We start from the raw sequence: 20622 nt of genomic DNA on the forward strand, positions 1-20622 counted from the left end.
TAATTTTCTCAAAGTTTCGTTAAAAGTGCCTTCACTTAATTTACCAATCCGATATTTAGCAGTCTAAACACCATAAGTAACCATACAAGACAGATTCAAATTGGGAAAAAATTACCTTCACTACGCTTTAATTCTATTATTTTTTTCGTTTTCCACTGCACAAAGCCAAGACTTTTTGGTCAAGGGAAAAATTGTTGATGCAGCCACAGGATTACCAATCGAAGCCGCTACCATTTACGCGGAGACCTTAAGGGACAGTACTTTAATTACCTACACGATAACCAATTCAGAAGGAATTTTTGCCTTGGAGGGAAAAACGGCTTATAAAAAAGCGAGATTGGCATTTTCCAGCAATGGCTTTACACCCCAAATACGTGAAGTGACCTTGGAACCTGTGATGGAGATTGGGACAATCAAAATGGAGGAGCGGGTGCAACAATTGGATGGGATAGATTTAATTGGTGAACGCGTTCCAATAACGGTAAAGAAGGATACGCTGGAATTTAATGCAGATTCCTTTAAGACAAGACCAGACGCAACCGTGGAAGATGTATTGAAAAAACTCCCCGGTGTGGAAGTGGCCAGTAATGGTACCATAACTGTTAACGGAAAAGAGGTTAATCAAGTGCTCGTAAACGGTCAAGTGTTTTTTAGCACCGACCCAAAAGTCGCCACAAAATCTTTGTCCAAGGATGTTATTAGCAAAATACAGATTACGGACACCAAGACCAAGGAACAGGAATTTATCGGAGAATCAGGCAACGGAGAGACCAAAACCATCAATCTTACTTTAAAGGAGGATAAGAACAAAGGATATATGGGTAGGTTGTCCGGAGGTTATGGTACGGATGATAGATACCAGGCAAACGGCCTTCTAAACTATTTCAACGATACGGAACGCATCAGTGTTCTTGGGAGTAGTAATAATATCAACAACCCTGGATTTTCATTTGATGAAATCTATGAAATGGTCGGGAATTCAAGGGGTGGAGGTATCAATTTCAATAGAAATGGTTCCTTTTCCATTGGAAACATGTCGTTCGGTTTTGGCGAAGGTATCGTTACATCTTCTACCATTGGAGGGAGTTATGCCAATCAGGATAAAGGGAAATATAAGGCTGATGGAAATTATTTTTATGCCTATAGCGATTCTTATAATGATGAGCGGACATCCAGGGAAAATATTTTGCCCGATGGAAGTTTTTTTACCGATACCGAGACCAATTTTGTGGGCGGGACCATATCCAACCAAGCTGCGGCCAATTTAGAGTTTGATGTGGACAAGACTACAAGGATTACCATACAGCCGAATTTTAGTGTGAACAATACCAACTCATCCAATCTTGAGAACACAGTTTCCACAGATGGGGATGGTAATTTGATCAACGATAATACATCTTTACAGGTAACCGATGGTTTCCAGCGAAATTTTGGCAATAGGTTGGAGATTATGAAACGCTTGGATACGTTGGGCAAATATGTGCGTGTATATTTCAACAATGATAATCGGGTAAGCGATTCTGAAACCTCACTGAATTCTGAAAGAAATATTTATGGCGACAACCCTAGTCAAGTACTTTTGGACCAAAGAACTTTGGTGGATAACTCCAATGATAATTATGAGTTGGGTGGCTCCTACCGACAGCCGCTTAACAAGGAGCTGTATTTGGATTTTAGATATAGTTACGAGAAAAACGAACAGCAGAACCAAAGAACGGTTTCTGATTTTGATGAGCTCACGGGTGAATATATTTACAACATGGAACTAAGTTCCGATTTTGATTTTAAGGTGAACAAGCATGTACCGGAGGTGGGCGTTGGCTCCAATGGTAAAAAACTAAGATTCAACCTTAGGGCGCGTTTGGAGAGCAATAGGTTGGAAAACGAGGATTTTATACAGGAAACCTCCTTTTCCAAGGATTATAACAACTTGCTTTTAAGTTCTTACGCCAACTATGACCTTGGCAATAACAAACGGATGAGTTTTAACTATCGTTCCCAATTGCAGGTACCGTCTATAAACCAAATGCAGCCAGTTCCCAATGTGAGCAATCCATTGAACATTGTTCAAGGTAACCCCAACTTGGACCCTCAGATTAACCATAATTTTTATTTGAATTTCAATAACTACAATTGGAGGGAAAGAACGGGAGTATTCTTTTGGGCCAATTTGGGTATAGATGAGGACAGGATAGTATCCAGCACTACAACGGATGAAGACTTCATCAGAACGACGACTTACCAAAATGTAAAGGGCAATTACAATGCGGCGATGGGCATCAATTACTCAAAACAGATTAAAAAGGATAGTCTTTATACCTTAAAATTCACCCTGAGGCCCAATGCGAGCATTAACAAGCAGGTGGGTTTCACCAATGGGTCCCAACTAGAATCCAACACTTTTGCGATCAGGCCCAGCGCGGGACTTTTGTTCAACTATAAGGAAATGCTGGAGATTGAACCCGAGTACACTTTGGCCGTAAATGCTACGCGATATAATTTGGACAATGTGGAAGATGTTGATTTTACGACACACAATCTATCTTTTAAGCTCACCTCTTATTGGCCAGAAAACTTGGTGTGGGGCAATGACATCACCTATAGTTACAATGGTAACCTTGGTGCGGGGTTTGATAAGGACGCCATATTTTGGAACATGAGTTTAGGCGTGCAAATGTTCAAAAAGAAAGCAACGTTAAAGGTGTTGGCCTACGACCTTCTCAATCAGAACATCAACACCAGAAGGACCACTGGACAGGATTTTATCCAGGATTTTCAGGGTACCGCACTTAAACGTTACTTTATGGGCAGCTTGACCATAAAATTTGATTCTTTTGGTGGTGGGGGAGCACCGGAAAAAAGAGGTGGACGGTTTATCAGATTGTAAAAAAAAAGGAGTTTGGTTACCATCCGCCGGAGGCACCGCCCCCGCCAAATCCACCTCCTCCGAAGCCTCCACTGAATCCACCGCCGCTGAATCCTCCTCCGCTACCAAATCCTCCTGAAGATCCAGAGCTACGTCCCATGTTGCTCAGAATGATCATATCCCAAATGCTTGGGCCTCGACCTCCACGGCCACCATTGCCACCTCCACCTTTATTTTTTCGGCTCCAAAGAATAATGATGATGACAAAAAAGATGATTATCGGAAAAAGTGCATCTATCGGGAATTTTTTACCGTTGCCAAAAGTCCGGTCCTCGGTAAACTCGCCCGTCAATACTTTAAAAATTGCATCAGAACCTTTGTCAAGACCACTATAATAATCTCCTTTCTTAAATTCGGGAATGATCACTGTTTCTATAATACGTCTCGACATTAGGTCGGTGAGTCTGCCTTCTACACCATATCCCGTGTTGATGGCAATTCTGCGGTCGTCCCTTGCCAGCAGTACCAATACACCATTGTCCTTGTCCGCTTGCCCGATGCCCCATTTTTGGCCCCATTGCGCTCCCAAAAAGTTGATTTCCTCACCTTCTGTGGAACTGATTATGGCCACAACGATCTGTGTGGAGGTGCTGTCCGAATACCGAACGAGCTTTTGTTCCAATGCACTATACTGAGCGGGGGACAATAGGTCCACGTAGTCGTAAACGCTCGTCTGTTTTTTGGGTTTAGCTGGTATGGTGAACTGCCCCCAAGTTAGGGAAACACATAAAAAAGCCAGTAAAAAACTACCCTTTGGATATCGCATCGTTGAGTTCATTGATATCATTTTGATTCCATGGAAAATGGGCCTGCAATTCTTTGCCGGCTATCAATATTCCATCAATGATACCTTGTTTAAAATTTCCTTTTTTAAAGTGCGAAGCGATCACATCCTTGGTAGTATCCCAAAATCCTTTGGGAACCGCCCTGTCAATGCCCTCACCGCCATAGATTACAAATTTTCTATCGTCCACGGCCACATATAAAAGCACCCCATTGCCCTCCTTGGTATTGTCCATTTTCAGGAAATGAAATATTTGCTGGGCCCTGCTAAAGTGGTCTATTTTGGAAGTGGATTCAATATGTACGCGGATTTCTCCGGAAGTATTTTTTTCGGCTTCTACAATGGCGTTTACAATATCGTTCTCTTCCTCGGCAGTTAAAAATTCTTCTACGTGCGACATTGGCTAGTTGAATTCAAAGTTCACATCGGGGGCTTTTTCGGAACCCGCATCAGATTTAAACAATGGCATGGAGTCAAAGTTTCCGATACTGGCAACAATATTGGTTGGAATTTGTTGAATTTTGATGTTGTACTCACCGGCAAGATCATTGAAACGGTTACGTTCCACATTGATTCTGTTCTCGGTGCCTTCCAACTGCGATTGAAGCTCCAAAAAATTCTGGCTTGCTTTCAGGTCGGGATAGCGTTCCACTGTTACCAATAATCTGGAAAGTGCAGAGGATAATCCCGTTTGGGCCTGTTGGAACTCAGCCAACTGTTCCGGTGTAAGGTTGTTTGCATCAATATTGGTGGATGTGGCCTTTGCCCTTGCTTCGATTACGTCCGAAAGGGTTTCACGTTCAAAATCCGCGGCACCCTGAACTGTTTTTACAAGGTTTCCGATCAAGTCGCTTCTGCGCTGGTACGAGCTCTCCACATTGGCCCACTGTTTCGTGGCCTGTCCTTTCATGTTGATGAGGTTGTTGTTGGTCCTAACGTACCAACCCACGACGATTACGCCAAGCAACCCGAGGACAATAATGGCTATGATACCTTTTTTCATTTTTTATTGGTTAAAGTGTTTATAGTTGTTCTTTGATCTTTAGCAGTTCCGCTTTTACCTTTTGTAGTTTTTGAATCACTTCAAAATTGGAAAGCGCCTTTTGCTTTTCTTCCTTCAAATGCGTTTTGGCCCCTTCCAAGGTAAACCCACGTTCCTTGACCAAATGATAGATCAGTTGAAGGTTTTGGATATCCTGTGGCGTGAATTTGCGATTGCCCTTGGCATTCTTTTTGGGTTGCAATACGTCGAACTCTTTCTCCCAAAAACGGATTAGAGAGGTGTTTACCCCAAAGGCCTTGGCCACTTCGCCAATGCCATAATATCGTTTTTCGGGTAGATCTACGTGCATTAATCCAGCGATTGGTTTTCTTGGTTCGCCAATCGGAGCATGTTATCAAACTCTTCGGCAGATAAACTTCCATAGTAGAAGTTGATCGGGTTGATACGCTCACCATCTTTAAATACTTCGTAATGAACGTGTGGTGCTTCGGAACGTCCCGTGCTGCCAACAAAGCCGATAAGGTCTCCCCTTTTGACTTTTTGACCGACCGTTACATTGTATTTGCTCATGTGGCCATATAGCGAGATATAACCGTAGCCATGATCGATACGGACGTGTTTTCCATAACCTGAGGACCTGTTGTCGGCCCGAACTACTTTTCCGTCACCGGTGGCATAAATTGGCGAACCCCTGGGCGCGGTAAAATCCATTCCCCAGTGCATTTTGCGGGCTTTTGTAAACGGGTCGGAACGCCAACCGTAACCTGAGGCCATTCGTGTAAGATCTTCGTTGCTTACGGGTTGAATTGCAGGAATGGAAGCCAATAGTTTTTCTTTCTCCTCTGCCAATTTGGCTATTTCATCCAAGGATTTGGATTGTATGACCATTCCTTTTTGAATGATGTCCAACCGCTTTGTGGCATCAATAATAATCTCGGAATTGTTGAAACCTTCAAGGTCTTTATAGCGGTTTATACCACCAAAACCAGCTCTTCGCTGTTCCTCAGGTATCGGATTTGCTTCAAAATATAAACGGTAGATGTTATTGTCCCTTTCCTCGATATTACCCAAAACTTGTTCCATTTGGTCCATTTTACGGTTGAGGATATCAAATTGGAGCTCGTAGTTCCGTACTTCCCTTTCCAGAGAAAGTTCTTTGGGCGTATTTACCCATCGGGTGTTCAAAAGAATGATCAGTCCAAGGAAACCGAACAATGCTGAACCCAGCAAGAATAGGAAAATATTCCTATATTTTTTCGATTTTTTCGGCTCGATCTTTCTGTACGAAAGGGTATCCGGATCGTAATAGTACTTTACTTTAGACATGAATGGATTTTATCCTATTTTTGCTCACTCATTTTAATCAGAACAAACAAATATAAAAATTGTTTTGCTTAAACTGTTAAATTTAAGAAAACCCTAGGAATTCAATGACATCCCAAGAAGTTAGAAACCAGTTTTTAAACTTTTTCAAAGAAAAGAACCACAAGATTGTACCATCTGCACCTATGGTAATGAAGGACGACCCTACCCTGATGTTCACCAATGCCGGTATGAACCAGTTCAAGGAGTACTTTTTGGGGAATTCCGTTCCTAAGAGCAAACGATTGACAGATACCCAAAAGTGTTTGAGGGTAAGTGGGAAACACAATGATCTCGAAGAGGTCGGGAAAGATACCTATCACCATACCATGTTCGAGATGTTGGGGAACTGGAGCATCGGGGATTACTTTAAAAAGGAAGCCATTGCGTGGGCATGGGAATTGCTTACCGAGGTATATAAAATTGATAAGGACAGTCTTTACGTTTCCGTTTTTGAAGGAAGTGAGGATGATAATCTCCCGCTCGATCAAGAAGCCTATGATCTGTGGAAGGCCATTGTGCCCGAAGATCGCATCATCAAAGGGAACAAAAAGGACAACTTCTGGGAAATGGGGGATCAAGGTCCCTGCGGACCCTGTTCCGAAATCCATGTGGACATTCGTTCCAAAGAAGAAAAAGCCAAAGTTGATGGCGCTTCATTGGTAAACCAAGACCATCCACAGGTGGTAGAGATATGGAACTTGGTTTTTATGCAGTTCAACCGTAAGGCTAACGGTAGTTTGGAGCCACTTCCCGAAAAACATATTGATACCGGAATGGGCTTCGAGCGCTTGTGTATGGTGCTTCAAAACAAACAGTCCAATTACGATACAGACGTTTTTACCCCGTTGATTCGCGAGGTGGAAACCATTACAGGAAAAAAGTACGGGAAAGACGAAGAAACCGATATTGCTATCCGTGTTATTTCCGATCACGTGCGAGCAGTTGCCTTTTCCATTGCTGATGGGCAATTGCCCAGTAATACGGGGGCAGGATATGTAATCCGAAGAATTCTGCGCCGTGCCATTCGCTACGGATTTACTTTTCTGGACACTAACAAACCATTTATTTATAGACTGGTAAAGGTGTTGAGCGAACAGATGGGCAAGGCTTTTCCTGAGTTGAAAGAACAACACCAGTTGATAGAAAACGTAATCAAGGAAGAGGAAAACTCTTTCTTGAGCACCTTGGAGCAAGGTTTGGTGCTGTTGGATTCCGTGATCAAGTCTTCCAAAGACAAAACCATTGCGGGCGACAAGGCCTTTGAACTCTACGATACTTTCGGTTTCCCGATAGACTTGACCTCCTTGATTTTGGAAGAGAAGGGTTATCAATTGGATACCGAAGGATTCGAAAAAGCATTGAAAGCCCAAAAGGACCGTTCACGAGCAGCATCCGAAGTGTCCAAGGACGATTGGAACATATTGATGACCGATACCGAACAGGAGTTTATTGGTTACGATAGTTTGGAAGCGCAGGTAAAGCTGGTAAAATATCGAAAGGTGACCAGCAAAAAAGTAGGAGACCAATACCAACTGGTTTTCAATTTGACCCCGTTCTACGCCGAAGGTGGTGGACAGGTAGGGGATAAGGGCTATTTGGAAGCTCCAAATGGTGATGTTACCTATATTGTGGATACCAAAAGGGAAAACAACGAGATTGTTCACTTCGCGAAATCGTTGCCCAAAGAGGTTTCGGGAACTTTTAAAGCGGTGGTCGACGAAAAACAGCGTTGGAGAACGGAGTGCAACCATACGGCCACGCACTTGTTGCATCAGGCACTGCGTGAGGTTTTGGGCACCCACGTGGAACAGAAAGGTTCTGCGGTACATTCCAAATATTTGCGTTTTGATTTTTCCCACTTTTCAAAATTGACGACCGAGGAACTTCGGGAAGTTGAAAACTTTGTGAACGCTCGTATCGACGGACACCTTCCTTTGGAAGAAAGTCGAAATGTTCCCATGCAAGAAGCGATGGAGCAGGGTGCAATGGCACTTTTTGGAGAAAAATATGGCGATACCGTCAGAACTATTCGTTTTGGGCAATCCATTGAACTTTGTGGGGGTACCCATGTGAAGAACACGGCCGACATCTGGCACTTTAAAATTGTTTCCGAAGGAGCGGTTGCTGCTGGAATCCGCAGGATAGAGGCCATTACTTCGGATGCGGTAAAAGAATTTTATTTCAACAACAATCGAATGCTCTTCGAGATCAAGGATATGTTGAAAAACTCCCAAGATCCTGTAAAATCGGTGGCCAGTTTGCAAGAAGAAAACCTTGCCCTTAAAAAGCAGGTGGAGCAATTGTTGAAGGATAAGGCCAAAGGTCTCAAAAATGAGTTGATTGCGGAATTGGAAGATGTAAACGGAATCAAGTTTTTGGCTCAAAAAGTGGATTTGGATGCGGGCGGCATCAAGGATTTGGCCTTTGAAATGGGCGGGCAGGTAGATAACTTGTTCCTGTTGCTGGCTTCGGAAAAAGATGGGAAAGCTGTATTGTCCTGCTACATTTCCAAGGATTTGGTTGCCGAAAAAGACCTGAACGCTGGAACCATTGTCCGTGAACTTGGAAAATACATTCAAGGCGGTGGAGGCGGACAACCGTTCTTTGCTACCGCTGGTGGTAAAAAACCTGAAGGGATTCCCGAAGCCTTAGAGAAAGTAAAGGATTATCTAAAATGATTTTCTTAGATTAACATTTGTCAAATCGAGCGCAGTCGAGATGTGATGCTATGTCGTTCTCGACTGCGCTCGAACTGAATTTTCTGGCAAATAAAATGGAACTACAAACCAAGATACCTTTAACGACCAGCGATAATTCCATCGATTATCAAAGTAAGTTGGTGCTTTTGGGGTCTTGTTTTGTGGAAAATATAGGCTCGAAGCTGGATTATTTTCAGTTCCAAAAATTCCAAAATCCCTTTGGGATATTGTTCCATCCCTTGGCCATTGAAAATTTGGTACAACGAGCCATTGAAGGGAAAACCTATCGGCAAGAAGAGATTTTTGAGCAGGATGGAATTTGGCACTGTTTTGATGCGCATTCCGACTTGCGTTCAGGATCCTCAGAGAAACTTTTGCATCTTCTCAACCAAAGGTTGAAAGAAACCAAGACCAATCTAGAAGCATCTTCCCATATCATCATCACCTTGGGAACGGCTTGGGTTTACGAGGATAATTCATCAGGGAAAACTGTGGCCAATTGCCATAAGGTTCCGCAGAAGCAATTCACAAAAAAACTATTGAGCCCTACCGAAATTGAAGCGAGTCTTCAAAATGTGATGGCCTTGATTCAAAAAGTGAATCCCAATACGCAAATCATTTTCACCATTTCGCCCGTTCGCCATTTAAAAGACGGTTTTGTGGAAAATCAATGGAGCAAGGCGCATTTAATCACTGCGATACATTCCGTTTTGTCATCTCGAGCGCAGTCGAGAGAACTTGCATATTTCCCTTCGTACGAAATTATGATGGACGAGCTGCGCGATTATCGCTTTTACGGGAAAGATATGGTACACCCGAACCCATTGGCCATCGATTACATTTGGGAACGCTTCAAATCCGTTTGGATTTCGGAAAATGCTTCCGCTGTAATGGATGAAGTGGATGCCATTCAAAAAGGATTGCGGCACCGCCCGTTCAACCCCGATTCCGAAGGCCATCAAAAGTTCAAAACATCGCTCCGCGCAAAAATTACGTATCTTCAAGAAAGGTTTCCTTTTATGAAATTTGAATAAATGAAGAGAGTATTAGTTGGAGCGGTAATAGCGTTGGCGTCGGTTTTGATCTACAAATCCTGCGCAGATGACCGTGAACAAAAATCAATTTTAGAAGAAAGTTCAATGCTGATTCAGCAAGAACTACGCAACGTATCCAAATTAGTGGTCACCGAAGGGCATTTTGCGGAGGTGTACAATTATAAGGATTCCAAAGAACTCTTCGGACCTTTGGTCACGGCCCATAAAAAGGCACTGGTGGTGGTCAATGCCGACGTGACCATTGCTTACGACCTTTCCAAAATCGATTATGATGTGAACGAAGGGAACAAGGTCTTGACCATTACCCAAATTCCGGAACCTGAAATCAAGATCAGTCCCGATTTTGAATATTATGATGTTACCGCGGATTATTTGAATCCCTTCAATGCAGGGGACTACAATGCCATCAAAAGAAATGTAAACGCTTCTTTGATGAAGAAAATAGAAGCATCATCTTTACGTTCCAATGCAGAAAACCGTTTGGTGAGCGAGCTTTCCCGAATTTTGGTGCTCACCAATACCATGGGCTGGACATTGGTTTATGAAAATGTCCCCGTGGAAAATTCGGAACAGTTGAAAACTTTTTTGGATTAAGCTGTCACATTTTCCATTTTGATGCGTCTATATAGTACATCAATCAATCAATACCATGTTTAAAAGAGTACTACTGACCGCCCTTTTAGCCACTTTTCTATTTTCCTGCCAGCAACGCCCCGAATCCGATATCAGCTATGAAATTTCTGCCGTGATGGTCGATAGCGTTCCACAGCTCAAAATTAAAATGACCTTGAAGGCCAGTCCCAATGGCACCACAACACTGTCCTTTCCCAATGAGGCATGGGGTCAGGAAGGTCTTCACAAAGCGTTGGGAAAAATGCAACTGCTGAATGTGGAGGGAGCCGTTGAAAAGGACGCAGATAGTAGCCGCATAGTTCTGATGCATCCCAAGGATGTCGAGGAATTGGAGTTTGAATATTTCTTGAAACAGGATTTCGAGGGAGATGTTTCAACCAGCAAAATTTACCGCCCCATCATCAACAAAACTTATTTTCATGCATTTTCCCATAACATGTTCATGATTCCAGAAAATGCAGGGGAAAGCGAGGACATTCTTCTGGATTGGACCTCTCTTCCAGAAGAATACACCATTCATAACAGTTTTGGTAGCAAAGAAAAAATCCAATTATTGAAGGATCAAGATGTGGGTCTTTTCAGCAATGCCATATTTGTGGGGGGAGATTTTAGGGTCTTCAATGGAGAAATACAGGGGAACAAAATCAGTTTGGCCACCCGTGGCGAATGGATTCCGTTCAAGGACGAGGAAGTTTTTAAGGTTTTGGAAGAGACCCTTACGTACCAACGCAATTTTTGGAACGATCACTCCCAAGAATATTTTACGGTGACCATGCAGCCTTTTCCGCAAGAGAATGGTAGCAGTTTCCAAGGCACGGGATTGACCAATTCGTTTGCGACCTCGGTCTCCAATAACGATCAAACCGATATCGGTCAAATGGTATACCTCTTCAATCACGAACTGATGCACAATTGGATTGGGCACACCATAAAAAACGATAACGAAGAAGAGCAATATTGGTTCAGCGAAGGGTTTACCGAATATTATACTTTTAAAAACATAGCCAAGAACAACATCAATGGGTTGGGTGGTACCTTTTATATAGATGAATTGAACCGGACCATCCGCGACCTTTACGCATCATCGGTTGGAGAAGTCCCGAATTCCGAAATCAACTATGATAATTTTTGGAGCAATTACGAATTTTCCAAATTACCATATTGGCGCGGCGCAATTTTTGCCTTCTACCTAGATCAGAAGATTCAAAGGGCAAGTAACGGAACTAAAAGCTTGGATGATGTGATGCATCAAATTTATGACGATGCAACAGAGAAGGGACAAAAACTGACCCATGATTACTTTACCGGCTTGATGAAGACGTATTGGGACGGTGATTTTGATGCGGTCTTCCAAGAAAATATTGAAGAAGGTCAAAAAGTGGATTTGGTGGCGCTATTTAATGAACTCGGGTTGGAATACAGCCCTGAAAGCGATGTTTACGAGCTTGGTTTTGAATTTACTGAGGGTAGAAAAGGTATTGCATCCGTTGTAGAGGACAGTAAAGCATGGGAAGCTGGTGTCCGCCAAGGGGACGAGGTGTTTTCGCGAAGTATATGGCAAGGCAATGTTGAGCACGAAGTAGAACTTGGTCTAAAAAGAGATGGAGAGGAAATCAGGGTTTCCTACTATCCTACCAAAAAAGGAGAGGTGCCCCAATTGAAACACACTACGGAGAACATTGAAAAACTCGGTTTTTAGTTTACCAATGTGGCATCCACCAATTGCAAGCCGTCATCAATTAAATGTCCTACTTTGGGATTGTCCCTTTTGATGTGCTCCAAGTGGTTCAAAATTTCTTGTTGGAACTCCTCATTATTGTCCTGTTTGGCCAGTTCATAAAGTTCTACGGACAATAACCAGTCTTTAGGATGATTCTTTTTAAGGGCTTGGAACACTTTGTTACGGGAAACCGTGGTATTTTTCCCTTCCCTAAAATGTCTTATTTGCTCGTAGAATTGTTCCAATTGCAACCGTTTTTCATCTTTTTTGGATTTAATGGTGCTGTCCGTAATCTGATGCGTGATCAAGTCAAAGCTGTTTAAGTCTGCGGGTCCGTTGTAGGCGGAAACAATGTTTTGCCCGATTGCCATATGGTACAATCCCCATTCGGGTCGGAACAAAGTTTTATCATGGTGTGTAACCGTGCAATTCTCAAATGTGATCAAAATGATTTTTCCCATCAAATTTCTGGTGCCCGTAATTATGGTTCCCTCCACTTTGATGCCGCCCTCGAACTCCAGGGCAATTTGTTCTCCTTCATAAATTTTATAGGCTTTCAAATCACGTGGTCCCATATCTTCGATGGCAATGTTGATACCTTTTAATTTTCCGATGGGTGAACCAAAACCTTCTGAATGATGGGCGATGCTATGGCCCACCAATTCTTTTTCACGGTAGGCCAATGCCGTTCCTCCAGTAGTCTGAATATAAATGGGCTTGCCTTCGTTCTCGATCACATTGCTGAACTCTCCCGAAATTTGTAGTCCCGTGCTCAATTCGATAGTCCCCAATGCTTTGGACCCTATCAATTTCTTGATGCCTGAAAGCCCGCCCTTTCGTACCGCCATGGTGTTCGCAAAATCTTCCAATACTTGACTCAAAAAGGCAAAATCAGGCGTTACAAAAAGCTGTGGTTGCGGTTTGGTAATATCAAATTCAGTGCGTGCCGCCTCAATGGAGTACGGAATCTTTTTCACTTTGTCCGTCATGCACCACGCACTTTCCCCAATGGACGAAAGCAGTCCCGCACCATAAATTTTTGGGTTGTCCACAGTGCCTATCAAACCATATTCCACCGTCCACCAATGTAAGTTACGTATCAATGCCATCTCACTGGGTTCGCCCATGTTTTGTTGAAGTTGTTCAATGTGTTTTTCGGCCTCCTCGATTTCATTTTGAGGTGTGCCGTTCGCTTCCTTGATAATAGAAAGATGGCGTACCGCATTGTACAATTCGTAATCCTTGGCACTGGAAATGGCCTTGCAACCAATTTCCCCGAACCTGCGCAGGTATTCTGCATATTCCGGATTGGCGATAATGGGAGCGTGTCCAGCCCCTTCATGGATAATATCGGGGGCGGGAGTGTATTCAATATTTTCAAGCTGACGAATGTCCGATGCGATGACGAGCACATTGTACGCTTGGAATTCCATAAAAGCAGAGGGCGGAATAAAGCCATCCACGGCAACAGCCGCCCAACCAATTTCTTTAAGGATGCGGTTCATCCCGTACATATTGGGGATATGGTCAATGGAAATCCCTGTTTTTTTAAGTCCGTCCACATAGGAGGTATGGGCCGCTTGGCTGAGGTAATCCACATTCTTGCGCATTACATAACGCCAAACCGCTTGGTTAATGGCGGTGTACTCTTCATAATTCTGTGGTTTTATGAATTGCTTGAGGTGCTTGGGCAATTTATCAAGAATAGGATTGGATTCGTAGCTCATACGTTCAATTTTTGTGCGAATTAAAGATACGAAATAGGGAATGGAAATTATCTTAAGGAAAGTTAAGGGCAAAAAAAGACCGCCCATTGGGCGGTCTGTATGTTTAATTGGAGGCTACGGTCATTTGTGGTGGATACTCCTCTAGGATTTGTGCAACAAATTCTTTGATGCGCTGCTCCTTTTTCTCAATATTGGCGGTGTTGTTCAAGGTGCCTACACCTCTACCTTGCCAAACCAATTCTTTTTTTTCGGCATCGATAACATCGATGTACAGGGAACCTTCAGTGCGGGTGCTCACATTGTTGCCGCCCCAGCCCCAGCCCCAACCGGGACCCCAGGCCCATGGGCTATAAAAACCGCCCCAGCCCCAGCCGTAGTTGTTGTACACATCCACGCGCTCGCGCTCTTTGGTAAAAATGCTGATGAGTACATCCGGGTTGTCGGATTTTACGAATCCTCGGGAACTCAATTCGGCCTCAATGGCCCTTAAAATTCGTTTCTTGTCCAAATCCGAGATTTGAGCCTTGTCTATACCTGTTTTGTAAAAAGCATAGCTTTTATAGGTATTAAAGTTGGCTTTTTGGTCGTAATCGGAAACTACGCGTACGGAAGTACAGGAAGCCAAAAGCCCAAAGGAAAAGGCAATCAGTGCGAGATGTTTTAAACTTTTCATAGTACTTTTTTTAAATTCTTGAGATTTAATATAAAGGTCACAAATATTGTGCCGAACGTATTTTAATTCCTTTTGTTGGTGTTGCGGTCAAACCCGTACGGGCAATGGCGGCAACCACTTTCGCAGCAATAACCGCGTTTTAAATGGTATTTCTCCGTAAAAACCCGATATCCTTGTTCCGATAGGTAATAATCACCCTCTTCCAAGGGAATGTGTTCTTTCATGTACGGCAACTCATTTTGCTACTTAAATTTAAGGGTTTCATGGGAAAAAGACGAAGGTTTTAACCTTTTCCAAACAAGGTTGTTCACCGAAAATGTTAATCTTATTTTGTATTGCGTCAAATTTTCGCTGCTTTTTGCTGTTATATTTGTAGTGATAACCTAACCATTTATCAATTTGATACTAGTCTTTAAACATTTCTTCTATAAAAATTATGTGGGGCTCTCCCTATGGCCCTTCATCATCTTAAAGGAAGATTCCCTAAAGACCGATGAGGTGCTCATCAACCATGAACGCATCCACCTGAAGCAACAGCGCGAACTGCTGATCTTGCCGTTTTACATCCTCTACATTTCGGAATGGTTGTTCCGTACGGTACTTTATAGGGACAGTTACCGAGCTTACCAGAACATCAGTTTTGAACGTGAGGCCTACGCCAATGAAAGGGATATGGAGTATCTTTCCAAACGTAGATTTTTCGGATTTTTGCAATACTTGACCCGTTAATTTTCTGAATTGAACATACCCAATGAGCATATCGATATGCCCCTTCTGCACGAAAAGGGCATCGATCTTTATTTAAAAAGAGAGGATACCATCCATCCATATATATCGGGGAACAAATACAGAAAACTCAAATACAACCTGCTTGAAGCCAAAAAAGCGGGTAAACAAACATTGCTCACCTTTGGTGGGGCATTCTCCAACCATATTGCGGCCACGGCCTATGCGGGATATGAACAAGGGTTAAAAACAATCGGGGTGATTCGTGGCGAGGAACTGCAGGATAAATGGCAAAACAATCCCACCCTGAAACTGGCCTATGAGCACGGTATGCAGTTCCATTTTGTGTCCCGAACCGATTATCGTCTCAAAAATGAAGCATCATTTCTTCAAAAATTAAAAGGAACCTACGGTGATATCTACATTTTGCCCGAAGGCGGAACCAATGCATTGGCCGTTAAGGGCTGTTCGGAAATTTTGACCGAAGAAGATGCCCAATTCGACAACATTTGTTGCGCAGCCGGAACCGGCGGAACGGTAGCAGGATTGATCAATGCCGCACAGCCCCATCAAACGGTTTGGGGGTTCCCTGCGTTAAAGGGCGATTTTTTAAACGAAGAGATTCGTACATTTGCCCATACCGACCGTTGGCGACTGGTAACCGACTATCATTTTGGGGGTTACGCCAAAGTAGACCAACAGTTGATTGAATTCATCAACCTCTTTAAAAGTAAAACAGGGATACCCCTGGACCCCATTTACACGGGAAAGATGCTTTTTGGTATTTTTGACCTTGTAAAAAGGGATGTGTTTGTATCCGGAACCCGGATTTTGGCCATCCATACCGGGGGATTGCAGGGAATCGAGGGCATGAACCGGGTGTTGAAAAAGAAAAAATTACCGTTATTGGACGTATGATCAAGCGAATAGGATATGTATTGATTGTGGCACTTTTACTTTCTGGTTGTGGTGCCAAAAAGAGAAGGTCGACTCATAAAAAAGGGGCTCCTGTTGTGGTGCGGACGGAAAAACCGACCACGAGGACCACAAACGATTTGGATACCGAAGAGGCCCGTGACCTGTTCCCCATGCCCGAAGATACCGGACGATTTGAACGTTTCCCCATATCGGATACCGAGGACTATATTGACAATTTTGCCGAGATTGCCCAGTACGAAATGCGTGCCTTTGGCATTCCCGCCAGTATCACTTTGGCGCAGGGCATTTTGGAAAGTGGCTCCGGTCGCGGTGAGCTTACCTTAAAAACGAACAACCACTTTGGGATTAAATGCCACACTGGTTGGCAGGGTGAATTCGATTTTCATGATGACGATGCAAAAGGCGAATGTTTTAGAAAATACAATCACCCAATGTACTCCTTTCGGGACCACAGTATATTTTTATCCACCCGTTCGCGATATGCCTTTTTGTTCAATTACCGTCGGGACGACTATAAAAAATGGGCCCACGGTCTGCGACAGGCAGGCTACGCCACCGACCGAAAATACCCGGAAAAATTGATTGCCATTATCGAGCGTTACAACCTTCACGAGTATGACGAAGCGGTGGTGGATACCGGTCTGTCCCCGGTACGCCAACCCAAAAAGTACGATGTGTTCACCCATACCGTAGAAAAAGGCGATACGCTCTATGGCATATCCAGACGTTACGATATTTCGGTGGACGAGCTTCGCCGCCTGAATAATCTGAACGATAACATCATTTCCATAGGGCAAGTGCTCAACATAAGGGTTTCACAATAGTTTTTCTGTTGATGGTTTTCCGTGTTGTGACATCGAGCGCCTGCCTGCCGCAGCTAGGGAGTCTAAGGGTGCTGGACAAAATCCATTTCACAAAAAGTTTTATCCTCATTACCTTTGCGTAGCGCAAGTCGAATACGATTTCGTTTGTCACATCGAGCGCCTGCCTGCCGCAGGCAAGCAGGTGAGATGTGATGATGCCGTTCTCGACTGCGCTCGAACTGACATAGGATTTGTGCCCTGAGCGGAGTCGAAGGGCGCTGAACAAAATATACTAAAATAGATTCCCGTCCGCACGGGAATTACAAGATATAATTATGATCTACCAACGAAGCAGCGCCCTGTTCGCAGAGGCCAAAAAATACATTCCCGGAGGGGTAAATTCCCCAGTACGTGCATTTAAAGCGGTAGGGGGCGACCCTATTTTTATCAAGGAGGCGAAAGGCGCCTACCTGTACGATGAGGACGGCAACCAACTTATCGACTACATTGCTTCGTGGGGGCCGCTTATTTTGGGCCATGCGTACGAACCCGTGATCAATGCCGTAATCGAGAAAGCCAAAAAAGGAACTTCCTTTGGAACTCCTACCGAAATTGAGACCGAAATCGCCAAACTGGCGGTGTCGATGGTGCCGAACATTGACAAAATCCGTTTTGTGAACAGTGGGACCGAAGCCTGTATGAGTGCGGTGCGTCTCGCGCGCGGGTACACGGGCAAGGAAAAGATCATCAAATTTGCAGGTTGCTATCACGGCCACTCCGACTCCTTTTTGATACAAGCGGGGAGTGGTGCCGTTACTTTTGGTAGCCCCAACAGCCCCGGGGTAACGCAGGGCACGGCCAAGGATACGCTGTTGGCCGATTACAACGATTTGGATGGGGTAAAAGCCTTGGTGGAGGCCAATAAAGGTGAGATTGCCGCCATTATTTTGGAACCCGTAGCGGGGAACATGGGTTGCATTATCCCCAAGGATGAATTTATACAAGGCTTGCGCGACATCTGCACTCAAGAAGGTATTTTGTTGTTGTTTGATGAGGTAATGACAGGTTTTCGTTTGGGAAAAGGCGGTGCACAGGAAGCCTTGGGCATTGATGCCGATATTGTGATGTTCGGAAAAGTGATCGGGGGCGGACTGCCCGTAGGTGCGTTTGCAGCCCGGGCCGAGATCATGTCACATTTGGCGCCCGAAGGCCCCGTGTACCAAGCGGGCACCTTGAGCGGAAACCCCTTGGCGATGAGTGCCGGACTGGCCATGCTCACTGCCCTGAACGACCAACCTGAAATTTTCACCAGTTTGGCCGAAAAAACGGAGTATCTCCACAAAGGCATAGCCATGGTACTCACCAAAAAAGGCGTGATCCACCAGATTAACCGGTATGGCAGCATGATCTCCGTACATTTTACGGAAGAGCCGGTGGTGGATTTTGCCAGCTCAGCAAAAGGCAACAACGATATCTTTAAAAAATATTTCCACGGGATGTTGGAGAACGGGGTGTATTTGCCGCCCTCCGCTTTTGAAAGCTACTTTTTAAACGATGCCCTCAGCTATGCTGATTTGGATAGGACGATTGAGGCGGTGGCGAAGGTATTTTGATTTGTCATTTCGAAGAAGCGGAGCGACTGAGAAATCTGGTCGCCTTCTGGGATTTCTCACCTACGTTCGAAATGACATTGGGGTTGTCATTTCGAAGAAGCGCAGCGACCGAGAAATCTGATTGAGAATGAGATTTCTCCCATTCGGTCGAAATGACACGGTGACGAAAATGTTTTAATAGGTCATTTCGAAATGAGGAGAGAAACGACGATTGAGAAATCTGGTCGCCTTCTGGGATTTCTCACGCTCCTTCCAGTCTCTTCGAAATGACATTGGGGTTGTCATTTCGAAGAAGCGCAGCGACCGAGAAATCTGATTGAGAATGAGATTTCTCCCATTCGGTCGAAATGACACGGTGACGAAAATGTTTTAATAGGTCATTTCGAAATGAGGAGAGAAACGACGATTGAGAAATCTGGTCGCCTTCTGGGATTTCTCACGCTCCTTCCAGTCTCTTCGAAATGACATTGGGGTTGTCATTTCGAAGAAGTGCAGCAACTGAGAAATCTATTTCCTAAAAAGGAATATCTTTAAAAATGCTTTCACCCTACTACGTGTACGTTACCACCAATGAAAAGAAGACAGTGCTCTATATTGGCGTGACCAACAACATTCAAAAAAGACTTTCACAACATTACTTTGATAGCGAAAATGCCAAGAAGTCCTTTGCAGGGAAGTATAACTGTTACTATTTGGTGTACTATGAAACATTTGATTCTATTGAATCCGCCATTGCTAGAGAAAAGGAGTTAAAGAAATGGCGAAGAGAAAAGAAGGATAGATTGATTTCTTCATTTAATCCGAATTGGGAGTTTTTGAATCAACAAGTTGTTTAGTCATTTCGAAGAAGCGGAGCGACTGAGAAATCTAGATTTCTCACACTTCTTTCAGTCGGTTCGAAATGACAGTTTGTGCAGTGTGTCATTTCGAAGGAGCGAAGCGACTGAGAAATCTGTTTGAGAATGAGATTTTTCCCATTCGGTCGAAATGACGCGCTGGAGAAAATGTTTTAATGGGTCATTTCGAAATGAGGAGAGAAACGACGATTGAGAAATCTGGTTGCCTTCTGAGATTTCTCACGCTCCTTCCAGTCGGTTCGAAATGACATTGGGGTTGTCATTTCGAAGAAGCGGAGCGACTGAGAAATCTGATTGAGAATGAGATTTCTCCCATTCGGTCGAATTGACAGTTTGTGCAGTGTGTCATGTCGAAGGAGCGAAGCGACTGAGAAATCTATTCGTATTTGAGATGTCTCACACTCCTTCCAGTCGGTTCGATATGACATTGGGGTTGTCATTTCGAAGAAGCGGAGCGACTGAGAAATCTATTCGTATTTGAGATGTCTCACACTCCTTCCAGTCGGTTCGAAATGACAGTTTGTGCAGTGTGTCATTTCGAAGGAGCGAAGCGACTGAGAAATCTATTCGTATTTGAGATTTCTCACACTCCTTCCAGTCGGTTCGAAATGACATTGTGGTGATAGTAAGATTGAAGCGGTGGAGAAAATGTTTTAATGGGTCATTTCGAAATGAGGAGAGTAGCGACGATTGAGAAATCTGGTTGCCTTCTGGGAATTCTCACGTACGTTCGAAATGACATTGGGGTTGTCATTTCGAAGAAGCGTAGCGACTGAGAAATCTATTCGTATTTGAGATTTCTCACACTCCTTCCAGTCGGTTCGAAATGACATTGTGGTGATAGTAAGATTGAAGCGGTGGAGAAAATGTTTTAATGGGTCATTTCGAAATGAGGAGAGAAGCGACGATTGAGAAATCTGGTTGCCTTCTGGGATTTCTCACGTACGTTCGAAATGACATTGGGGTTGTCATTTCGAAGAAGCGTAGCGACTGAGAAATCTATTCGTATTTGAGATTTCACCCATTCGTTCGAAATGATATTTGTGTTATGATTTTGTAGACACCAACAATTCACAAACATCTACTTCTAAGATTTCAG

18 protein-coding genes are annotated in these 20622 nt (G+C 43.8%); 10 read left to right on the forward strand and 8 right to left on the reverse strand.

Going from position 1 to position 20622, the window contains the following annotated elements:
* Window positions 1-175 precede the first annotated feature (175 nt).
* Window positions 176-2887, forward strand: coding sequence for an outer membrane beta-barrel protein (locus K1F36_RS17680; protein ID WP_258539132.1), 2712 nt, complete (start codon window positions 176-178; stop codon window positions 2885-2887).
* A gap of 16 nt (window positions 2888-2903) precedes the next feature.
* On the opposite strand, the gene K1F36_RS17685 is transcribed toward K1F36_RS17680, so the two are convergent.
* From K1F36_RS17685 to K1F36_RS17705, 5 genes are read right to left on the reverse strand one after another with little or no spacing between them, the layout of a single operon-like run.
* On the reverse strand, window positions 2904-3704 hold the full coding sequence (locus K1F36_RS17685) for a TPM domain-containing protein (RefSeq protein ID WP_417944528.1): 801 nt from the start codon (window positions 3702-3704) through the stop codon (window positions 2904-2906).
* Window positions 3673-4110 carry a TPM domain-containing protein gene (locus tag K1F36_RS17690; RefSeq protein WP_220114962.1) on the reverse strand — a complete coding sequence of 146 codons (438 nt, stop codon included), beginning with the start codon at window positions 4108-4110 and terminating at the stop codon, window positions 3673-3675. The genes K1F36_RS17685 and K1F36_RS17690 overlap by 32 nt, the downstream gene beginning before the upstream one ends.
* A gap of 3 nt (window positions 4111-4113) precedes the next feature.
* Window positions 4114-4713 (reverse strand): LemA family protein, encoded by a 600-nt coding sequence (locus K1F36_RS17695; protein WP_220114963.1) that lies wholly within the window; start codon window positions 4711-4713, stop codon window positions 4114-4116.
* Window positions 4714-4732: 19 nt separating this feature from the next.
* Window positions 4733-5062 carry a MerR family transcriptional regulator gene (locus K1F36_RS17700; RefSeq protein ID WP_014032144.1) on the reverse strand — a complete coding sequence of 110 codons (330 nt, stop codon included), beginning with the start codon at window positions 5060-5062 and terminating at the stop codon, window positions 4733-4735.
* On the reverse strand, window positions 5062-6039 hold the full coding sequence (locus K1F36_RS17705) for a M23 family metallopeptidase (protein ID WP_220114964.1): 978 nt from the start codon (window positions 6037-6039) through the stop codon (window positions 5062-5064). Before K1F36_RS17705 ends, K1F36_RS17700 begins: the two co-directional genes overlap by 1 nt.
* A gap of 104 nt (window positions 6040-6143) precedes the next feature.
* Here K1F36_RS17705 and alaS point away from each other — a divergent pair, with 104 nt between their 5' ends.
* The 4 genes from alaS to K1F36_RS17725 all read left to right on the forward strand — a co-directional run bounded on the left by alaS (window position 6144) and on the right by K1F36_RS17725 (window position 12164).
* Entirely contained in the window at window positions 6144-8756 is a 2613-nt protein-coding gene (alaS, locus tag K1F36_RS17710) for an alanine--tRNA ligase (protein ID WP_220114965.1), read from the forward strand.
* Window positions 8757-8851: 95 nt separating this feature from the next.
* Entirely contained in the window at window positions 8852-9811 is a 960-nt protein-coding gene (locus K1F36_RS17715) for a GSCFA domain-containing protein (RefSeq protein WP_220114966.1), read from the forward strand.
* Window positions 9812-10426: a DUF4230 domain-containing protein gene (locus tag K1F36_RS17720; RefSeq protein ID WP_220114967.1), complete on the forward strand. Its 615-nt coding sequence runs from the start codon at window positions 9812-9814 to the stop codon at window positions 10424-10426. It abuts the gene before it with no gap.
* A 55-nt stretch (window positions 10427-10481) separates the two neighbouring features.
* The gene (locus tag K1F36_RS17725) at window positions 10482-12164 is read left to right on the forward strand and encodes a M1 family aminopeptidase (RefSeq protein ID WP_220114968.1); all 1683 of its coding nucleotides are present in this window, start codon (window positions 10482-10484) and stop codon (window positions 12162-12164) included.
* Here K1F36_RS17725 and K1F36_RS17730 read toward each other — a convergent pair.
* From K1F36_RS17730 to K1F36_RS17740, 3 genes are all read right to left on the reverse strand, one after another.
* Window positions 12161-13912, reverse strand: a complete 1752-nt coding sequence (locus tag K1F36_RS17730) for an aromatic amino acid hydroxylase (RefSeq protein WP_220114969.1) — start codon at window positions 13910-13912, stop codon at window positions 12161-12163. The two genes, K1F36_RS17725 and K1F36_RS17730, sit on opposite strands and share 4 nt — an antisense overlap.
* A gap of 103 nt (window positions 13913-14015) precedes the next feature.
* Entirely contained in the window at window positions 14016-14585 is a 570-nt protein-coding gene (locus tag K1F36_RS17735; RefSeq protein ID WP_220114970.1) for a DUF4136 domain-containing protein, read from the reverse strand.
* Window positions 14586-14647: 62 nt separating this feature from the next.
* Window positions 14648-14809 carry a DUF5522 domain-containing protein gene (locus tag K1F36_RS17740; protein ID WP_220114971.1) on the reverse strand — a complete coding sequence of 54 codons (162 nt, stop codon included), beginning with the start codon at window positions 14807-14809 and terminating at the stop codon, window positions 14648-14650.
* 175 nt (window positions 14810-14984) lie between these two features.
* Here K1F36_RS17740 and K1F36_RS17745 point away from each other — a divergent pair, with 175 nt between their 5' ends.
* The 5 genes from K1F36_RS17745 (at window position 14985) to K1F36_RS17765 (ending at window position 19502) form a co-directional block, all read left to right on the forward strand.
* Window positions 14985-15314, forward strand: coding sequence for a hypothetical protein (locus tag K1F36_RS17745; RefSeq protein ID WP_220114972.1), 330 nt, complete (start codon window positions 14985-14987; stop codon window positions 15312-15314).
* 36 nt (window positions 15315-15350) lie between these two features.
* Window positions 15351-16229 carry a 1-aminocyclopropane-1-carboxylate deaminase/D-cysteine desulfhydrase gene (locus K1F36_RS17750; protein ID WP_220114979.1) on the forward strand — a complete coding sequence of 293 codons (879 nt, stop codon included), beginning with the start codon at window positions 15351-15353 and terminating at the stop codon, window positions 16227-16229.
* Complete coding sequence (locus K1F36_RS17755) at window positions 16226-17074, forward strand: glucosaminidase domain-containing protein (protein WP_220114973.1); 849 nt, start codon at window positions 16226-16228, stop codon at window positions 17072-17074. The genes K1F36_RS17750 and K1F36_RS17755 overlap by 4 nt, the downstream gene beginning before the upstream one ends.
* 314 nt (window positions 17075-17388) lie before the next feature.
* A complete protein-coding gene (gene hemL, locus K1F36_RS17760; protein ID WP_220114974.1) occupies window positions 17389-18666 on the forward strand; it encodes a glutamate-1-semialdehyde 2,1-aminomutase in 1278 nt (425 codons plus the stop codon).
* 536 nt (window positions 18667-19202) lie between these two features.
* A complete protein-coding gene (locus tag K1F36_RS17765) occupies window positions 19203-19502 on the forward strand; it encodes a GIY-YIG nuclease family protein (RefSeq protein WP_220114975.1) in 300 nt (99 codons plus the stop codon).
* Window positions 19503-20622: the final 1120 nt, after the last annotated feature.

Origin of the sequence: Flagellimonas abyssi (genome assembly GCF_019457905.1) — a bacterium.
Classification (GTDB): Bacteria; Bacteroidota; Bacteroidia; order Flavobacteriales; family Flavobacteriaceae; genus Flagellimonas; species Flagellimonas abyssi.